The sequence below is a fragment of the Runella defluvii genome (assembly GCF_014195535.1).
Taxonomy (GTDB): Bacteria; Bacteroidota; Bacteroidia; order Cytophagales; family Spirosomataceae; genus Runella; species Runella defluvii.
This window is the reverse complement of sequence record NZ_JACIBY010000005.1, coordinates 450459-468822: the sequence shown is the minus strand read 5'-3', so window position 1 is coordinate 468822 and position 18364 is coordinate 450459. Positions and strand designations below refer to the sequence as shown.

Genomic DNA, 18364 nt, shown 5'->3' with positions numbered 1-18364 from the left:
GCATCCCTCAGCACGCTTTTGTGCCAGTGGTTACTTATAACCACGCCTGAGGTTTCTCAAAACCGAGTATCGCAAGGTTTTGAGAAACCTTATTTTCGGGATGAGAGCATCCCTCAGCACGCTTTTGTGCCAGTGGTTACTTATAACCACGCCTGAGGTTTCTCAAAACCGAGTATCGCAAGGTTTTGAGAAACCTTATTTCGGGATGAGAGTATCCCTTAGCACGATTTTGAGAAACCTTTTTTTCGGGATGAGAGCATCCCTCAGCACGATTTTCAGCACCGTAATTTTTTAAAAAGCCATTCTTTCTCTACTTCTTTCACTTCTGAGGGTTGAAGCGAACCCAATTTTACGTCCTCAATCGACCAACGAACCAACCGTAACGTCGGAAACCCAACGGCGGCCGTCATGCGGCGTACTTGGCGGTTTTTTCCTTCGTGAAGCGTAAGGGCTACCCAACTCGTCGGGATGTTTTGGCGAAATCGTACGGGAGGATTACGTTCAGGCAAAAGCGGTTCATTGACCAGTTGTTGCACTTTAGCGGGCAAGGTCGTGTGTGGTTTTCCATCAATCGAAATCGTTACGCCCGTTTGAAGTTTGTGACAAGCTTCCTCCGAAATTTGCCCATCCACCTGCACAAAATAAGTACGCTGATGCTTAAACTTAGGATTGAGAAGACGGTTGTTAAGGAACGTGTCGTTGGTCAAAAGTAGCAGCCCCTCGCTATCAGCATCAAGGCGACCAACGGGGTAAATATCTTTCGGGAAGTCAAACGGTAAATCAGCCAACGTGGGCTTGTCGCCTTCTTTTGAGAATTGCGACATCATTCCGTAGGGCTTATAAATCAGGAAGTAACGGTATTTCATTTAAAAAATCGGCTATCGAACGAGAAGGGAATACTTTCCACCACCTTTATTTCTTGCATCCTTGGGTGATTCGGATTGATGAGGTAATTGAATGACATAGGCACAATCACCGAAGGAATGGCCATTATCAGCGAAGATTGCTGTTTAACCCAGTCGTTCGTAAATTGTTGAGTAGTAGGCGAAGTATAAATGCTATTCCAACCGTGAAAACTTGGCTTTTTGAAGGCGAAAAACATGCATCATCTAAATATAAACGCCGTACTCGATGCGCCCTAGGGCAGTTTCTACTACGTTTAAGCCCGTGATTGTGGCCAATAACTGAATCGGGGCTTCCCCATTCATAGTTCGCAAGGGGCGTCGTAACCAGCGCTGAAACTTTTCTCGGCTCTCAAAAACGCTTTCTCCGTATTGAAGAACTTTCTTCAGTTGCAATAACCGATCAGAGGCGCTGGCATCAAGACGAGCGTCTTCTTTGTAGCGATGGTAAGTACGCTCGGACAGGTTTAAAATTCGGGCCATTTCGCGGTCATTGAGGTCATAGACATTGCCCAACGCATCGGCATCGTTTTTAGTAAGACCTTCTCGCGTTTTTTCGATGAGTAAAAAAGGGTCATCGAAGGTCAACAACAGAAAAGACGATTGTTGAGGTTGTGTAATCATGCCTTTGTTATTTGACACAAATATAACTGCAATTTGGCACACTTTTGTTCCTGAGAACCCTAAAACGCTTTAAACCTTCTCAATAATCATGGCCGAAGCGCCGCCTCCGCCGTTACAAATAGCGGCTAGGCCGTATTTGCCTCCTTTTTGCGTGAGCACGTTTTGAAGCGTTACAACGATGCGCGCTCCCGAGCAGCCAAGTGGGTGGCCCAACGATACCGCTCCGCCAAACACGTTGGTTTGCTCGTGCGATATGCCCATTTCTTTCATAAAGGCCATCGTCACGACAGAAAACGCTTCGTTTACTTCAAAATAATCAATATCGCTTATACTCAGTCCTGCTTTTTTGAGGGCTTTCGGTGCGGCAACGGTAGGCGCGGTGGTAAACCATTCGGGTTCTTGCTCGGCATCGGCAAATGACACAATGCGCGCCAACGGAGTGATACCGAGTTCTTTGACTTTGGCTTCGCTCATCAAAATCGTCGCCGCGGCTCCGTCGTTGATGGTAGAAGCATTGGCCGCAGTCACGGTGCCTTCTTTCGTAAAAGCAGCCCGCAACGACGGGATTTTGTCAAATTTTACATTTTTATATTCTTCGTCTTGAGCAAACGTAGTAGGGTCACCTTTTTTCTGGGGAATTTGAACGGGTACTACTTCCTGCTGAAAATTCCCCTCGCTCCAAGCGGCGGCACTTCGTTGGTAAGAAGCAATGGCAAACGCATCTTGCTCTTCGCGACTGAAACCGTATTTGCTGGCGGTAGCATCGGCGCATACGCCCATGGCCATGCCGCCATAGACATCGGTAAGGCCGTCTTTGGCAAGACCGTCGATGAAGGTTCCGTTGCCATAGCCATAGCCACCAAAACGGGCTTTGTCGAGGTAAAACGGAATTTGAGACATGTTTTCCATTCCTCCCGCAACTACCACATCGGCGTCGCCGAGTAGGATGTCTTGGGCGGCCATCATCATGGCTTTCATGCCCGACGCACACACTTTGTTGACGGTTGTGCAAGTAGCGTTTTTGCTAAGTCCTGCAAAGATAGCTGCTTGGCGCGCAGGCGCTTGGCCGAGATTGGCCGAAACGACATTGCCCATATATACCGCTTGAACTAGGTTGGAATCTATATTAGCTTTGGTAAGTGCCCCGCGGATGGCGGCCGCTCCTAATTGCGTAGCGGAAACCGTTGACAAAGAACCCCCAAAACTTCCGATGGGAGTGCGGGCCGTGGATACTATATAAACCGATTGCATGTCGATGATGAAAATAAATTGGTTTAAGATATAAAGAACCAAAGGTAAAGGTTTTTCGGTTTGTTCAATATGACTCGACCGTATTACTGGCTTGGTGCCATTTTTGTATTCTTTGCTGCTTTTTGTTTTGCCATGAAAGGCATTTTTGTCAAGTTAGCTTTCCGTCATGAGATTGATGCGATTTCACTTCTAACCCTGCGCATGGGGCTTTCTGTTCCTTTTTATGGACTCATCGCTTGGCGGCTTTCTTCCCAAAAAGATAACGTCCGTTTTACACCCAAACAATGGCTATGGGTGGTTTCGATGGGAATCACGGGCTACTATTTTGCGAGCTATTTCAACTTTTTGGCTTTCCATTACATTACAGCGAGCTTGGAGCGCATTTTATTGTTTATTTATCCAACGTTTGTGTTGTTAATCAATGCTTTTTTTCGGAAAAAGGCGATTACCAAACTTCAAATAGGAGCAGTGGCGCTGACTTATACGGGTATCGTGCTGGCTTTTGCCCAAAACGTAGATTCATCCCAGCAAAAGGATTTGTTTTGGGGTTCTTTTTGGGTGATTATCAGCGGGTTGGTGTATGCGGTTTATTTGGTGGGAAGTGATAAGATCATTTCTCAAATCGGTGCCCAAAAATTCACGGCTTATGCCATGATAGCTGCTACCGTACCGACGGTTATCCATTGTTTTGTGGAAAATGGGCTACACATAGGTCATTACCCGTCGGAAGTTTATTGGATTGGGCTGGTAATGGCGCTGTTTATTACGGTGTTACCCTCCTTCGCTCTGACCGAGGGAATCAAACGAATAGGCTCAGGCAATGCCGCCATTATTGCTAGTATTGGCCCTGTTTTTACCATTTTTGTGGCAACGGTCGTTTTGGAAGAACAAATTTCAGCCTTACAAATTGTCGGAACGCTGCTGGTGCTATTGGGCGTATTTTTGATTGGCTGGAAAGGCAATAAATAGGAATGTCGAGGGTCGAGTGCAGAATGTCGAATGGGGAACATTTTTTATTCGACATTTAAAAAAAGGTAATTTTGGCGGAACGTAATTTTGGTAAAAATGCTTTTCCGTCGATTGTATAAATTCCATGAGCAGGTCAAATCTAGCTGGGTTTGGCTGATGCTTACTTCTTACATCATTACCGCTCTGCTGACCATTGGGTTACATGGTTGGCAACCAGGTCAAAAGGGGGTATTGTTAGATGGCTATCTGACAGCACTGGCGGGGATTTTGACAACCATCGTGGTGACCACCTTCTCGTTTGTGTTTGTGGCTTTGCAGTTGGCTTCCGTACAATTTTCGCCCCGAATTATCCGCTCTTTTTTTGAATACGACCACTTTAGCCGTTTTTTCTTGTGGTCGTTTTTGGCCTGCGTGGGGTACCTGATGGGGCTTCAGTATTTCGGCTGGTCGGAGGCATCGTTGATTTACCCGAAATTTGGCATCGTCGGTAGTTTTTACCTGATTCTGATGGTATTCCCTTTGTTTATTCACCACATTGTTGGCAATATCAATGCCTCCAGCATTACCCAAAATATTGCTCGTCGCACCATTGAAGAAATTGACGAACTGTATGAGTCGCTATCTCCTACCGAAGTGGAGACGGGAAAGGTACGAATCTTAGCCCCCGTAAGTGGTTATTTGGATTCCATTCGCTACGAGGCATTGGAGGCCTTGTTTCCGTTGGAAAAAGAGGTAAAAATGACCGTTCGACCGCACATCGGGAGTTTTGTGATTAAAGGAGGGGTGCTTGCAGACATTGATTGTCCGCCCGCGATGCGCGATTTTTATGCACAGCTGACAAAGCCGATTCAGGGCTGTTTTGTCATTGATAAGTTCCGAAGTTATAAACAGGATATTCCGTTCGGGATTCGCCAATTGGTGGACATTGCCATCAAAGCCATTTCGCCCGCGGTCAATGACCCAACGACGGCCCTCAATTGTATCGACTACCTTGGTTCGATTATCCAACGGGCTGCGCAAAGCGAAGCAAATTCGCGGGAAGCTAAGCTGTTGGCTCAAAAGAACATTCACTTACGGGAGTTTAGCTTTGAGCAATTGGTGGATTTGGCGTTTGACCAAATCTATTTTTGGGGAAAAGAAGATTATATCGTCGTACGGCATTTACTGAAAACCATCACGAATTTGCTACCTTTTATGCCTTCGGAAGACAAGCTAAATGTGTTGTTTCGACAGGTAGAAGACTTTGAATTACAGTACCTTCACGATGAAGAACAAAAAGGGAAATTAACCGCAACTTTTCCCCGAAAAGAACACCGCAATAGCCTCCGCGACCATTTGGCCGAATTTTACGAAGGGGCTTTGGAAGCAATCGGTGAAAAAACACCTACTTCAGTGGTACTTTCTAGGAAACAAGCACAATTCCGTAGTTCATTGAAAGCAATAGCAAAATGCTATGAATGAGAATGTCGAGTGCAGAATGGAGAATGTCGAATGGGGTATTTCTTATTCGACATTCTGCACTCTGCATTCGACATTCGGATTGTCAGCAACCTTCAACACATTTATTGGCTCCAGCTCGTAGGCGTGCGGTCCCAGCGGTGGCCTTTGAGGGCGTCAATCAGGTCGGCAGATAGTTCTTGACCGTCCGAAGTAGCGATGTTGGCCTCGACATTTCTAAGTTTTCGCATCCCAGGAATGGTCGTTGCCACGTCCGAGTTGTTTAAAATGAACCGTAAAGCCATTTCGGGCATATTCATGCCACTAGGAATCAACGGGCGCAGTGCGTCGGCGTGCTCTACGCTCGAAATCAAGTTTTCGGGCACAAAATACGTACTACGCCAGTCGTTGGCTGGGAAGGTCGTTTCTTTGGTAAACGTCCCTGTGAGCGTTCCTTCGTCAAACGGTACCCGCGCAATCACGGCCACGTCCAGCTCACGGCAAAGGGGGAAAAGAGTATCTTCGGGCGCTTGGTCGAAAATATTATAAATGACCTGAACGGCCGAAATCAAGCCCGTGCGAAGCGTGTTCAATACATTATCAGGTTCCCAGCGGTTGACGCTGATGCCCCAATGCTGTACTTTGCCCTCACGTGTGAGTTGTTCAATCGCCTTTTGCCATTCTTCGTGTTGTGCCCATTGGTCTTCCCATACGTGAAATTGTTGTAAATCAATGGTTTCGACGCCGAGATTTTTGAGGCTTTTTTCAGTGTATTCCACAATGTGCGAAGCAGGAAAGCATTCCTCCAAGCTGTATTCGGGCTTCGATGGCCATTTGAAATTCTTGGGAGGGATTTTGGTGGCCACGTACAATCGCTTGTCGGCGTGACGTTTCACGAGTTGGCCGAGCACCTGTTCGCTTTGCCCTGCGCCGTAGCCCCATGCCGTGTCAAAAAAGTTGCAGCCCAATTCCACCGAGCGGTCGAGGGCGGTGGTGTATTCGTTTTCTTCGGAGCCAGTCCAGCCTGCCAAGCCCCACATTCCGTAGCCGATTTCGCTTACTTGCCAATCGGTTCTTCCAAATCTTCGGTAGTGCATTTGTATTGGTACGATTTTTTCAGCTAAAAGTAGTGTATATTGTCGTGTTACTTTCCAACAGTCATGCCGTTTCCGAAATTTCTTAAAATAGGGCTTTACATTTTGGGCACTTTTGCGGTACTCGCAGGCGGGGCGTTGACGTGGGCATACCAGTACCGCGACGATGTATTTCAGTACTTACTCAAAGAAGCCAATGCCCGCATCCGTGGGACGGTGACGGCCCGTAAACTTGATTTTACTCCTTTTGCAGGCGGTTTTGGCTTGTCGTTTACGCTTTTTGACATTCATTTGCGCGACAGTGCCTACGCAATTCACCACAAAGAACTATTGGCGTTGGAACGATTGACAGTTCACATCGACCTGCGGCAACTACTTCGTAAGCAATTGCAAATCAATTCAGTAACGGTTGATAAAGGAAAGTTATCGGTTTTTGTGGATAAAAACGGGTACAGCAATTTGCAGGCAGTTGCACCCAAAGATTCTTCATCGACCCAAGATACAACCACCAGCGCAGAGGGTTCGTTGGGGAAAGAGTTACTCAAAAGCCTTCGCCAAGTAAAGGTGAAGGAAATGGAAGTGCATTTGCAAGATTCGTTGAAAGGAAAAGACATTCATTTTTGTTTGGAAAAAATAACCAACGACCTCGAACGCACCGATACCTGTTTGTGGGTACACCTGCGGGGAAAAACGCAGTTTCGCCAGTTGACTTTTAACCTGAATCGGGGAGGTTTTCTGGAAAATAAAGCGACAGAACTCGACTTACATTTGTCGTACGACCTCCACCGACGCGTGGGTATCGGCCCTTCTGAAGTGTTAGTGGAGCAAGATACGTTTCGATTACGGGGCAGTTTTGATTTTAAAGACGAAGGTCGGGTACAATTGTTTGTCAGTACTGACACCATCGCTGCGCCAAGAGCGTTGTCGATTTTACCGCGACGATTGGCCAAACGTATCGCTAAACATAAAGTACTGCCCGTTGTCAAAGCCGAAGTGAGTGTCGATGGGCCATTGAGGACTGGTGCCGATCCTCATATTGAAGTGGAGGTGCAGACCCAAACGTTTTTGTACAAAAGTGCGATTGGGCCACTCTCGCAGACAGTGGGACGTGCCCATTTTACCAACCGCTCCGATACGTCGTTGCCCGTTAGCAATCAGAACTCTCGTTTGGTTGCCCCACATGTGAGTGGGCTGTTGTACGGCGTTATTCCCATGAATTTGTCGTTTACCATTACTGATTTTGACGACCCATTTTTACACATGGAAGGCAATACCAAAGCCAATGTGGCTCGGTGTAAGGCGCTTTTTGACCCCAATCAGGTTCAGCCTAAATCGGGGAATGTTGTGGTGAATTTTTGTTATAAAGGTAAAATTTCTCCCATTTTTGACCCAAAAACCAACCGCCTAAACGGTAAACTTGACGGAAATGCCAAGCTAGAAAAGGTGGCGTTTTTATACACACCCCAGCAAATAGATATTCAGCGTGTAGATGGCTTCGTGCGGTTTGCGGAAGACAAAGCGGATTTAACTTATTTGCACGTATATCACCAAAAAAATCAAGTGCGGGTGAGTGGCAATGTGACAGGATTAACCCCTTATGCCTTTGGAACAACAGCTTCGGTGAAGGCAAAGGTCTCGATTTTTGCGCCTGATTTGGGCTTAGACTGGATCCGAAATTACCGCCCAACTCCCCAAAAAACCACCAAAAAACAATTGACGGATATTACCTCGAAGTTTATTCAAAATTTGGATTTAAAAGTTCATTTGGCGGCTCGACGGGTGCATTATCGGAAGTTTGAGGCGCAGGGAGTGAGCGGGAGGGTATATATGACTCGCCAAGCTATCCGTTGTGAAGACGTAAAAATGCACGCTTTTGGGGGCGATTTTCGGGTGACGGGCGGCATTGAGCAGTTCGATTTGCCGACCCATCGGTTGTATGCCAAAGGAAAAGTGGCCAATGCCGACGTACAAAAGGTGTTTTATGCGTTTGAAAACTTTGGACAACAAACCGTTTCTGACCAAAACTTGAGCGGAACGCTGAGTACGGACTTTACGTATAGTACCCAATTAGACAAGGAGTTTCAGTTATTGCCGAAGACTATGAAGGGGCAATTGAGTTTTCATTTAATCAATGGCCAACTTAATCACTTTAAGCCACTTCTACGGATTCAAAAAGTGATTTTTAAACGCCGCAATTTTCAAAAAATTCAGTTTGAGGGTCTTAAAAATGAGTTTGTCCTTCAAGGCCAAGAGTTGTCGATGAATCAAATGAAGGTAGCATCTAGTGTATTGACTTTTTTTGTGGGAGGAACGTACAGTTTTGGCGATAAAACGGATTTGTTGGTACACATCCCTTTAAATAACCTCAAGCGTAATCCAGAAGAAGAAGAACTTGAAACGTTGGATGGAAACAATTTGCTGATTCGGGCGGTGGATGAGCGGGGCGAAATCCGACTCAAGTATGACATGGATTGGCGCAAAAAAATAAGGCGACCACAACGATGACATAACAATTTCTTAACATTGGAGGCTGCGTCGCGTTTTAGTCTCTTCACTTTTTTAGGTTAAGCTTTCGTCTTTACTTTTTTATCAGTGGCACAAAAAGGGAGATAATCTCCTTCCTTTTTGTGCTTTTTTGTTTGTTAAAATATTGATAATCAATAATTTTGTGGATGGTTCGGGTTTCTTGCGTCATTTTTTTTAGAAAAAAGTTCGGGAGAAGTGTCTCAAAGTAAATACAACTCGCTGAAAACCTGACCTTTGAAAAATTAACACAAAATTAATGATTTGGTAACAAATGAAATTTTACAACATCCCTGCACTGACACCACTTTTGAATCGAAAATTGACCAAAAACAGCAATAAAATTCTGACATCGCCCTCAAAAAGAGACTGCTAAGTAAGAAACTTCGAGCTTGTGGTGCTTGAATTTAACAATTTGGTAATACTCGACACATACTTACTACACACTCTCATTCTTAATTTTGCACATCATTCAATGACATCAATTCGTTGTTTGCTGTTCTGTACGTCAGGACACATTTTTTTACCGAACAGAACTTTCATTCTAAATTTTATCGGGGCGCTTTTGCTTATTATGGTTTCTACCTCCTTGCCATCAGTCTCACAAAGCCCACGACGCTATTATCACATTGCGAATGGTTGGACAGATGTGAACATCTCGGGGAAAATCGCGGGAAAATTTTCTTGGCAGTTAGAAAACCAGCACCGTCGTCAGGATATGCAAGGAGCATACAAATCAGAAACGACCACGGGCAACCCCTACAATAACCTCAATCAGCACGTTTTTCGCCCCTTTATTCATTACCAAGTCAATCCTACTATCAGAATATCGTTGATGCCTTTCGGATGGATTGGTTCCAATCGTTTTGCGGAAGGAACACCGTTTGCATTTTTTTCTGAATTGCGCGTGTCGCCGCAAGTTATTCTTACCCAAAACCTAGGACGCCTTCGGGTAGATCACCGTTTTCGCTACGAGTTTCGTTGGCTCGGCAAAAACCAAGCACTAAACGACAAATCGTTTGTGTATGGCGGCGACTTTTCGGAAACGAATTACCGCGAGCGTTTTCGCTACCAAGCCAAGTTGACCTTGCCGCTTAATAAAGCCCAAATGGGAGACAAAACCCTTTATGCACAAGCGTATAATGAGCTTTTCTTGAACATGGGAAAGAATATCAGCAACTTACACTTGTTTGACCAAAATCGTGCATTGGTTGGCTTGGGGTATCGCCTCAATCACCATTACAGTGTGGAAGCATCGTACATGCAGCAAACCATTTTTAGATTTAACAATACCGATAAGAACAACGTCGATTTGAATAATATTTTGCAACTGAACTTTGTACTGTCCAATGTGGAGTCGCTTTTTAAAAAGAAGGCGTCTCATTAATTCACTTTTATTTCTAAAATCATGTTTGGCTTAGAGACTGACATCTTCATCCTCCTGTTTATCTGTATCTTGTGCGCTTGTGCATTTGAGTTTGTGAATGGTTTTCACGACACTGCCAACGCCGTAGCTACCGTTATTTATACCAACTCACTCAAGCCAACAACGGCGGTCGTGTGGTCGGGATTTTGTAACTTTTTAGGGGTAATCTTAGGAGGGATTGCCGTGGCGATGGGTATCGTCAACTTGCTGCCCGTGGAACTACTGATAGATCAAAATATCTACCATAGCATTGCCATGGTGTTAGCGCTGCTATTGAGTGCGATCATCTGGAACTTTGGTACGTGGTATTTTGGCTTGCCAGCATCCAGCTCGCACACCTTGATTGGGTCGATTTTGGGAGTTGGTTTGGCGTTTTCGATGATGCCCGAGGCGGCCGACGGCGCAGGGGTTAACTGGACGAAAGCGACCGAAATCTTCGCTTCTTTGTTGCTTTCTCCGTTGGTGGGTTTCAGCTTGGCGGTGGTGTTGATGTTTGCATTGCGCCGTGCGTTGAGCAAAGAAGCGCGTGAACAAGTATTTAGCGAACCCAAGAAAACCCAAGAACCTCCAACTTGGATTCGTGCGATTTTGATTTTGACTTGTACGGGCGTGAGCTTTTTTCACGGAAACAACGATGGCCAAAAAGGCGTCGGTTTGGTGATGTTGATTTTGATTGGGGTTGTTCCTGCTTACTTTTCGTTGAACGACCAGATTGACCCACGCATGGTAAAAGATAACTTGGTGGCGATTGAGCAAACGGTGAGTAAAATTGACACCACACTGCTTGGCATTGAAGACAAAAAGCGTTTGGCAAAAGTCAATGGTAGCACCGAAGATTTGATGAAAGTGATTAGCGCTGCCGACTCAGCGGGACATATCGAACCCAATGCCCGCTTAGAAGCTCGTCGTGATATTTTGGTGATTAACAGCAGTTTGAAGAAATTGATGGACAGCGAGTCGGTGAGCATGAGCGACCAAGACAAGAAAATCATCAAAGAAAACACGGACGACAAAAAAGGACTTCGCCGTTTGACAGATTACGCACCTTTTTGGGTGGTATTGATGATTTCGTTGTCGTTGGGCTTAGGGACGATGGTCGGTTGGAAGCGTATTGTAGTAACAGTAGGCGAGAAAATCGGTAAGTCGCACTTGACGTATGCCCAAGGTGCTTCGGCTGAATTGGTGGCCAGTATGGGAATTGGGATTGCTTCGGGCTTTGGATTGCCAGTAAGTACGACCCACATGCTTTCGTCGGGGATTGCGGGTACGATGGTGGCTAGCAAAGGGATTAAAAACCTCCAAGCCAAAACCGTGCGGAATATCTTGATGGCTTGGGTGCTTACGTTGCCTGTCTCTATTTTCTTGTCATTTACCTTGTATGTCTTTTTCCGTTGGATTTTCTAAGCTAAATAGCTTATAATAAAGAACGCTGACAGTATTTTTAAGCTGTCAGCGTTTTTTTATGATATAGAACCAATGCAACATTTCAGCAACTTTTAGCGTTAAAGTTTAGCAGAAAAAAACGATTTCGTTAAATTAGCCGCTTACGTTTTGTCCCGATCGCTTATGCAAAAGCATTTCTTTATATCCAGTTTGGCCTTTGTGGGTTGCTTGACCCTCTTCACGGCTTGTAACTCCACCCAGTCAATGTTTAAGGAGGGTATTTCTAAGTTTGACAAAGGGGAGTATGAGTTGGCTATCAAAGACCTCCGCACCGTTGCAAATGCAAACTACGAACCTTCGCGTACCAACTATCTATTGGCCGAATCGTACCGCTTATCTAACCGCTTCGAGTTAGCTGCTCCTTACTACAAAAAGGCGTTGGAAGCGGGCAATCCCGATCCCGAAATACCGTTTCACTACGCGTACATGCTCAAAGCCTCGGGCGAGTACGCAGAGGCAGCCAAACAATTGGAGAAATATTTGGCCAGCAATCCTACCAATAAAGTAAACGTAGAAAAGGCCAATCGGGAGCTCTACACGCTGCGTTCGATTGACGTTTTGCGAGATAAAAAAACGTTTTATCGGGTGCAAAACCTCGAAAAGTTGAATACCGCAGGCGGGGAATATGGCCCTTTTGTAAAAGATGGAAACTTGATTTTTGCCTCTACTCGAAAAAATACCGCTTACAAAACAAACGGTATGCCGATGTTGGGGATTTATAAAGTGAAACTCGCCGACGAATACGCCGAAACCTCAGGCGAACCCGAGCCATTTAGCCCTGCGTCTTTCTTGGAAGGTGTCAACGAAGCCGACGTGACTTTTACCAAAGATGGTAAAACTGTCGTGTTTTCGCGCGCTAATACGGGGGGTAAAAAAGGAACGGCTGATTGCGATTTGTACCTGAGTCGTTTGGTCAGTGGAAAATGGTCAGAACCGCGCATGATTCCTGTGAGCGACTCCGCTTCGTGGGATGCCAACCCCGCTTTCTCGCGCGACGGGCGCACGCTGTATTTTTGTTCTAATCGCCCAGGCGGAGTTGGAGGAATTGACATTTATCGGGCCAATATGGATGCCTCTGGGCGTTTTAGTAAACCCGTCAACATGGGCAAAGACATCAATACGCCAGGCGATGAAATGTTCCCGTATGTAGGCCCCGACTCAAAACTTTATTTCTCTTCGGATGGCCACCCAGGATTAGGAAAATTGGACGTGTTTGTTGCTACTCGTTCGCAAGGGGTGATTACGGTCGAGAACCTTGGGCCACCTATTAATACGCGTTTTGATGATTTCGGGATGGTATATGTCGATGATGAAATGCGTTTTGGCTTCTTTGCTTCTAACCGCACGGGCGGAAAAGGCGACGATGACATTTACCTTTTTGAGGATGAAAGTGTGGGACTGGATTCGACGCAGTTGGCCGAATTGGAAAAATTGCCGATTGATGACCCGCGCCGCCGTACCGTTGGTAAACCTGAACCTCCCAAAATCGTTAATTATTTCTTAGCAGGAACGGTAAGTTCAAACGATACGCCTGCTGCAACGCTCGATTCGGCAGTGGTGAAAATGTACGAAGTAAGCTCGGATAGCTTGGTAGGACAAGGAATTAGCCGCGATGGAGGTATTTTTGGAACGTTCCCGTTGGAGGAAGGAAAAGATTACACGCTTTTGATTGAACGTAAGGGCTATATCACAAAACGCGACGCTTTCTCGATGTCTGGAAAAGCAATTCCGCAAATTTTCCGTAAAAAACTAACGATGGATACGACGTTTTATGTGGCCTTCAAACTCGACCGCTTGGCATTGAACAAGACGTTTGTGCTCGAAAACATTTACTACGATTTAGATAAATTCAACATCCGTACCGATGCCGCAGTAGAGTTGGATAAACTGGTTCAGATTTTGAAAGATAACCCGACGGTCAAAATTGAGCTGAGTTCTCACACCGACGACCGTGCAACGGATGCCTATAACAACAAACTTTCGCAAAACCGTGCGCAGTCGGCTGTTGACTATATTGTGTCAAAAGGCATTGAGAAAGACCGATTGGTGGCCAAAGGATACGGTGAAACGCGCTTGATTATAAAGAAAGCACAAACCGAAGAAGAACACCAAAAGAACCGTCGTACAGAGTTTACGATTTTGAGTTACTAAGTAGCGCGCGGTTATCTGTTATTGGTGAACCAACAAAAAGCCCAACTCCGAGGAGTTGGGCTTTTTGTTGTGGAGAGGGTTGCTCACAACCCGACTACGCTGCTATCTTTTACGCTTCTTTTTAGGGGCTGGTTTTCTTCGATAGCTTTTTTTCTTGGTGTACTTGCGTGATTCTGCTTTGCGAATCGCGGCTTCTTGGGCATCAAGTGCTTCCTGTCCCGATGATTCTTCTTTGACAATCGAGGCAGGAGCGCCCAACTCGGATGCTGCTTGCGACTGGGCGGTCATTTCGGGAAGTGCCGATTGGGTAATGGCACTCAACGACATTGACGCATCAAATGGCCGCAAACGAAATGAGTAAGCGTATTCTTTATCGGTCAAAAGGTATTCTTCGTGCGTGCGTGGTGTCCAGCTATCGTCGCCACCTAGCCCCATTAATTGATGGTCGAAATTCAACACACTTACCTGTCCGTGGGGAAGTTGCTGCGTAGTTTTTGCGGCGAGTAGGTCAGCGTCTGTATAGTCATGAGCGCTAAAATTAAACGCTGGGCCACCCATCACTGCCAATCCAAAACCAACGGAATCTGTCACGGCAGCCCAGCGAACATCGCTTTTGTTGCCGTTTTCTTGCGCCATAATGTACGGGAAATGTTGGCTGGCAATGGTACCGCTGTATTCGCCAACCCGCGCGGCTGAAAGGCGGTCGGGGTAGCTTTCAAACGGCCCGCGTCCATACCACGTAAGGTTACGAAACGAAGCAGGAAGTTGCATTTGCATTCCCACTTTGGGAAGTGGAGGTACGTTGTTACCATTGACCGTAATGGTGTTTCTGACGTCAATATCGCCCGAACCAAAGACGGTATAAGTCGTTTTTACGACAAAATTAACCCCTGCACGGCCTACCCACGTACTTTGGGTATGAATTTTTGCGACAGAAGGGCTTACTTGCTCAATACGAATATCGCCCCCTAAACGGCGAAGGCTGTCTAACCCTGCGGCTCTCCAACGTGCTGCAAAAGAGTCTTTTCCGCCACCTTCGTCATTGTCGGTAGGAACCCGCCAAAAGTTAGGCTGGAGCGGTTTGGCAATGAGTTCACGATTTTTGTAAATAAAAGAACTGATACCCGCCACTTTGCGGTCGAAGATGATTTTGAATTGGGGATTGGTCAACTGAATCCCTCCGCCACGTACCAATCCTACCTTGACAGTCGCATTGGCTGGCCACGTCACCACCGTTTTGGCCGTTGGGTAGCTATTTTTGATGTATAGTTGCTCAAAAGCCACTTCGTGCCCTGCTTGCGCCCATGCGGTGTTTTCTTTGAGTTTGACACTAAGATTCAGGAAATACTCCCCGCCCGATGTCGGCATAGAAAATGGAATAGAAAGCGATTGGTTGGCACCAGGGGCAGCATTCAGGTCGTTGAGGTCGCCTTGCTGTACAACTTTGCCGTTTTCGAGAAGCTGCCACGTCAATTTGAAAGGCTTTAAGCTCAAGAAATTGTAGGTATTTTGGAGCGTAATGGCTTGATTTTGGGCCGAAAGCGTATCTTTTGGTGAAAACTTGATGTATTGATATACGTGTTTTACCTCGTTGATTTCGGGCTGAGGCGTGCGGTCAGGATTGACCAAGCCATCGCCTGCGTTGGCGCCATCAATGCGGTTAACGTGGTCGATGTACCAATTGCCCGCTTTGTCTTTGAGGGTTAAACCTTGGTCCACCCAATCCCATAAAAACCCACCTTGCATTCGGGGATTTTTGTCAATAAGCTCCCAGTAGTCGCTCAAATTTCCGACGCTATTTCCCATCGAGTGCGCGTATTCACAAATAATCAACGGGCGATTAGGGTCTTTCTTGGCCATGGCTTCCATCACTTTGACCGAAGGATACATCGTGCCGTTGATGTCGTACTTCGTCACGGGCTGATCCACATCTTCAAAGGTTTTGGGGTAATTGGAGCGACCTTCGTAGTGCAGCGGACGGGTAGGGTCGATGAGGCGGATGATTTCGGCCATGCTGTCAAAATTTCCTCCCATGCCCGACTCGTTTCCAAGCGACCAAATGACGATAGAAGGGTGGTTTTTGTCACGTTCCACCATGGCTTTTCCACGAGCGACAAACGCGTCTTTCCAGTCGGCATTGGCCGCTAAAACAATTCCTTTTTGTTGCCAAAGCTCGTGGCTTTCGATGTTGGCTTCGTCGATGACGTACAGGCCGTATTCGTCGCAGAGGTCGTACCAAAGTGGGTCGTTGGGATAATGTGAGCTACGAACTGCGTTGATGTTATGCTGTTTCATCAACACAATGTCTTTGATCATGGACTCACGGCTGATGACACGGCCTGTGTTTGGGTCAAACTCGTGGCGATTGACTCCCTTAAATTTCACCGCTTTGCCATTGACCAATAGCTGACCATTGCGAAGGTTCACTTCACGGAAACCGACGCGGGTACTTAATACTTCGGCGGTACGTCCTTCGCCGTCTATCACTTGAATCAGTAATTTGTAAAGATTGGGTGCTTCGGCACTCCACAAAGCGGGGGAAGTAATGGGTACGTTTAAGTTCAGGTACGACTCGTCTTTTGGATCCATCATTGGTACGTTTCTTACCAAATCGTCCTGTACAAGGCGGCCAGAAGGGTCGTAGAGTTTGAACTTAACTTGGTATTTATCTTGCACTTGCGACGAAAAGTTTTTGACAAAAGCCGCCACTTTTAGCGTTGCATTTTGGTAGTTATCGTCCAAATCAGTCACTACGTAGTAATCGCGAATGTGAATCGTAGGCGTAGTGTAGAGATAAACATCGCGGAAAATTCCCGATATGCGCCAAAAATCTTGGTCTTCGAGGTAGCTACCGTCCGACCAGTTGATGACCTGAACCGTCAGCTGATTGTCGCCGCCGCGTAGGTATTTGGTGACATTAAACTCAGCGGGCGTCATTCCGTCTTCGTGATACCCCACCTGAAGGCCATTTACCCAAACATAGCAAGCCGACTGAACTCCTGCAAAATGCAAAAAAACGTCGCGGCCTTGCCAATTGGCAGGAAGACTAAATTGAGTACGGTACAATCCCACGGAGTTGGTATCGCTGGTGATCCGCGGCGGAGAGGCAGGAAACGGGTGCTTGATGTTGGAAAAAATAGGGCGGTCGTAAGGACGACCTTCGCGAGCGCCTACCACTTGCCAATTGGATGGCACGGGCAAATCGTCCCAAGTAGAAGTATTGACATTTTGTTGGAAAAAATCACCTGGAACTTTTGAAGGATGCGATACCCACTTGAATTTCCACGTACCATTGAGTGATTTGACGTAAGGAGAAGCCGCTCGGTCAAATTTCAGCGCTGAGGCTTCGTCGCTGAAAGGAACAATCGTTGTATGAGGGCGTTCGGTATTTCTACTAATGACAGCAGGGTTTTCCCAGTCGGGTAAATCTTGGGCAAATCCAATACAAGGAACGAACAAGGATAAAAAAACGCTTAATTTGCGCATAAATCAAAAGCGGTTAGATTCAAGAAACGCTAGTAAAGAATAGAATAAAAAACCTTGTTTTAGGTAAAAACGGCTGATTATCAGTATTTTGTTTTGTCTAAAAAAAGGAGTAGCGTCATCATTGGTTAATTAATAATTTACAAAATAAAGGCTCTTTGAGCAGAACCAATAAGAATAAAACGAAAAAAGAAGCGTAAATATTGGGTACTCGTTTTACCCTACCTGCTTTCTTGAATGGAATCCGCTCGCAAATTTCAATCATTCTAACCTCAAAAGTATCATGCTTTTAGCCGTTGATGTAGGCAATACTGACACCGTTTTTGGCGTATGGCAAAACGATGAATGGACGCATATTTTTCGGGTACGTTCGCTCACCGATGAAGGAGCGCCTCACTACGAAACCAAACTGCGCCTTCATTTTTTGGAAGCAAATTTGTTGATTTCGGACGTACAAACGACGGTATTGAGCAGTGTTGTACCGCCACTGACGCCCGTTTTGCGTAGTATGTTGTCGGGGCTTTTTGGGATGCCACCTGTGGTGGTTGGGCCAGAGGTATATCCTGGGCTAAAAGTAGAAATTGATCATCCGCACGAGATAGGAAGCGACTTGGTGGCCAACGCGGTGGCGGCTTACACCAAGTACGGACGTAATGCGGTTGTGGTGGATTTTGGTACGGCGCTTACGTTTACGACCGTCTCGGGTGACGGACGGATTTTGGGCGTGGCCATTGCGCCAGGGCTAAAAACAGCCGTCAAAGCCTTGTTTTCAAACACGGCCCAGCTCCCCGAAGTGCCCCTCAAATTGCCCGAATCGGCCATTGGTAAAAACACCACGCACGCGATTCAGGCGGGGATATTGCTCGGCTACGAGAGCTTGGTGCGCGGCATGATTACGCGGATTCGGCGGGAGCTCGATGGCGACTGCATTGCCCTAGCAACGGGTGGGCTTTCGTCGATTATTGATACCCTTCACGGCGAGTTTGTGGAAGTAAACCGCAGCCTTACCCTCGATGGCTTGCGCATCATTGGAGAACGCGTATCGGGGCTTTCAAAATAAT

The 18364-nt window shown here is 46.4% G+C and carries 13 protein-coding genes; 7 read left to right on the top strand and 6 right to left on the bottom strand.

Annotated elements, in window-relative coordinates:
* Positions 1 to 275 precede the first annotated feature (275 nt).
* The 4 genes from FHS57_RS14560 to FHS57_RS14545 all read right to left on the bottom strand — a co-directional run bounded on the left by FHS57_RS14560 (position 276) and on the right by FHS57_RS14545 (position 2777).
* Positions 276 to 866 carry a pseudouridine synthase gene (locus FHS57_RS14560; RefSeq protein ID WP_183974799.1) on the bottom strand — a complete coding sequence of 197 codons (591 nt, stop codon included), beginning with the start codon at positions 864 to 866 and terminating at the stop codon, positions 276 to 278.
* On the bottom strand, positions 863 to 1102 hold the full coding sequence (locus FHS57_RS14555; protein WP_183974796.1) for an RES family NAD+ phosphorylase: 240 nt from the start codon (positions 1100 to 1102) through the stop codon (positions 863 to 865). The genes FHS57_RS14560 and FHS57_RS14555 overlap by 4 nt, the downstream gene beginning before the upstream one ends.
* Before the next feature lie 7 nt (positions 1103 to 1109).
* Positions 1110 to 1526, bottom strand: a complete 417-nt coding sequence (locus FHS57_RS14550; protein WP_183974794.1) for an Xre family toxin-antitoxin system antitoxin — start codon at positions 1524 to 1526, stop codon at positions 1110 to 1112.
* 69 nt (positions 1527 to 1595) lie between these two features.
* Positions 1596 to 2777: a thiolase family protein gene (locus tag FHS57_RS14545; RefSeq protein ID WP_183974792.1), complete on the bottom strand. Its 1182-nt coding sequence runs from the start codon at positions 2775 to 2777 to the stop codon at positions 1596 to 1598.
* 69 nt (positions 2778 to 2846) lie between these two features.
* Here FHS57_RS14545 and FHS57_RS14540 point away from each other — a divergent pair, with 69 nt between their 5' ends.
* Positions 2847 to 3746 (top strand): DMT family transporter, encoded by a 900-nt coding sequence (locus FHS57_RS14540; protein ID WP_183974791.1) that lies wholly within the window; start codon positions 2847 to 2849, stop codon positions 3744 to 3746.
* A 96-nt stretch (positions 3747 to 3842) separates the two neighbouring features.
* The gene (locus FHS57_RS14535; RefSeq protein WP_183974789.1) at positions 3843 to 5207 is read left to right on the top strand and encodes a DUF2254 domain-containing protein; all 1365 of its coding nucleotides are present in this window, start codon (positions 3843 to 3845) and stop codon (positions 5205 to 5207) included.
* 101 nt (positions 5208 to 5308) lie between these two features.
* On the opposite strand, the gene FHS57_RS14530 is transcribed toward FHS57_RS14535, so the two are convergent.
* Positions 5309 to 6280: an aldo/keto reductase gene (locus FHS57_RS14530; protein WP_183974787.1), complete on the bottom strand. Its 972-nt coding sequence runs from the start codon at positions 6278 to 6280 to the stop codon at positions 5309 to 5311.
* 63 nt (positions 6281 to 6343) lie between these two features.
* Between FHS57_RS14530 and FHS57_RS14525 the strand changes: the two genes are divergently transcribed.
* The 4 genes from FHS57_RS14525 to FHS57_RS14510 all read left to right on the top strand — a co-directional run bounded on the left by FHS57_RS14525 (position 6344) and on the right by FHS57_RS14510 (position 13820).
* Positions 6344 to 8782, top strand: coding sequence for an AsmA family protein (locus tag FHS57_RS14525; RefSeq protein WP_183974785.1), 2439 nt, complete (start codon positions 6344 to 6346; stop codon positions 8780 to 8782).
* 592 nt (positions 8783 to 9374) lie between these two features.
* The gene (locus FHS57_RS14520) at positions 9375 to 10187 is read left to right on the top strand and encodes a DUF2490 domain-containing protein (protein WP_221225634.1); all 813 of its coding nucleotides are present in this window, start codon (positions 9375 to 9377) and stop codon (positions 10185 to 10187) included.
* Positions 10188 to 10208: 21 nt separating this feature from the next.
* The gene (locus tag FHS57_RS14515) at positions 10209 to 11630 is read left to right on the top strand and encodes an inorganic phosphate transporter (RefSeq protein ID WP_183974781.1); all 1422 of its coding nucleotides are present in this window, start codon (positions 10209 to 10211) and stop codon (positions 11628 to 11630) included.
* Positions 11631 to 11792: 162 nt separating this feature from the next.
* Positions 11793 to 13820, top strand: a complete 2028-nt coding sequence (locus FHS57_RS14510; protein ID WP_183974779.1) for a CHU_0125 family OmpA-like outer membrane integrity protein — start codon at positions 11793 to 11795, stop codon at positions 13818 to 13820.
* 102 nt (positions 13821 to 13922) lie between these two features.
* Here FHS57_RS14510 and lacZ read toward each other — a convergent pair whose 3' ends face one another.
* Entirely contained in the window at positions 13923 to 17306 is a 3384-nt protein-coding gene (gene lacZ, locus FHS57_RS14505) for a beta-galactosidase, LacZ type (RefSeq protein ID WP_183974777.1), read from the bottom strand.
* A gap of 280 nt (positions 17307 to 17586) precedes the next feature.
* Here lacZ and FHS57_RS14500 point away from each other — a divergent pair, with 280 nt between their 5' ends.
* Complete coding sequence (locus FHS57_RS14500; RefSeq protein WP_183974775.1) at positions 17587 to 18363, top strand: type III pantothenate kinase; 777 nt, start codon at positions 17587 to 17589, stop codon at positions 18361 to 18363.
* Position 18364 lies beyond the last annotated feature (1 nt).

What these genes read in the sequence shown, in the direction of transcription:
- FHS57_RS14560 (WP_183974799.1), bottom strand. Translation starts at nt 866, where the DNA reads ATGAAATACCGTTACTTCCTGATTTATAAGCCCTACGGAATGATGTCG.
- FHS57_RS14555 (WP_183974796.1), bottom strand. Translation starts at nt 1,102, where the DNA reads ATGTTTTTCGCCTTCAAAAAGCCAAGTTTTCACGGTTGGAATAGCATT.
- FHS57_RS14550 (WP_183974794.1), bottom strand. Translation starts at nt 1,526, where the DNA reads ATGATTACACAACCTCAACAATCGTCTTTTCTGTTGTTGACCTTCGAT.
- FHS57_RS14545 (WP_183974792.1), bottom strand. Translation starts at nt 2,777, where the DNA reads ATGCAATCGGTTTATATAGTATCCACGGCCCGCACTCCCATCGGAAGT.
- FHS57_RS14540 (WP_183974791.1), top strand. Translation starts at nt 2,847, where the DNA reads ATGACTCGACCGTATTACTGGCTTGGTGCCATTTTTGTATTCTTTGCT.
- FHS57_RS14535 (WP_183974789.1), top strand. Translation starts at nt 3,843, where the DNA reads ATGCTTTTCCGTCGATTGTATAAATTCCATGAGCAGGTCAAATCTAGC.
- FHS57_RS14530 (WP_183974787.1), bottom strand. Translation starts at nt 6,280, where the DNA reads ATGCACTACCGAAGATTTGGAAGAACCGATTGGCAAGTAAGCGAAATC.
- FHS57_RS14525 (WP_183974785.1), top strand. Translation starts at nt 6,344, where the DNA reads ATGCCGTTTCCGAAATTTCTTAAAATAGGGCTTTACATTTTGGGCACT.
- FHS57_RS14520 (WP_221225634.1), top strand. Translation starts at nt 9,375, where the DNA reads ATGGTTTCTACCTCCTTGCCATCAGTCTCACAAAGCCCACGACGCTAT.
- FHS57_RS14515 (WP_183974781.1), top strand. Translation starts at nt 10,209, where the DNA reads ATGTTTGGCTTAGAGACTGACATCTTCATCCTCCTGTTTATCTGTATC.
- FHS57_RS14510 (WP_183974779.1), top strand. Translation starts at nt 11,793, where the DNA reads ATGCAAAAGCATTTCTTTATATCCAGTTTGGCCTTTGTGGGTTGCTTG.
- lacZ (WP_183974777.1), bottom strand. Translation starts at nt 17,306, where the DNA reads ATGCGCAAATTAAGCGTTTTTTTATCCTTGTTCGTTCCTTGTATTGGA.
- FHS57_RS14500 (WP_183974775.1), top strand. Translation starts at nt 17,587, where the DNA reads ATGCTTTTAGCCGTTGATGTAGGCAATACTGACACCGTTTTTGGCGTA.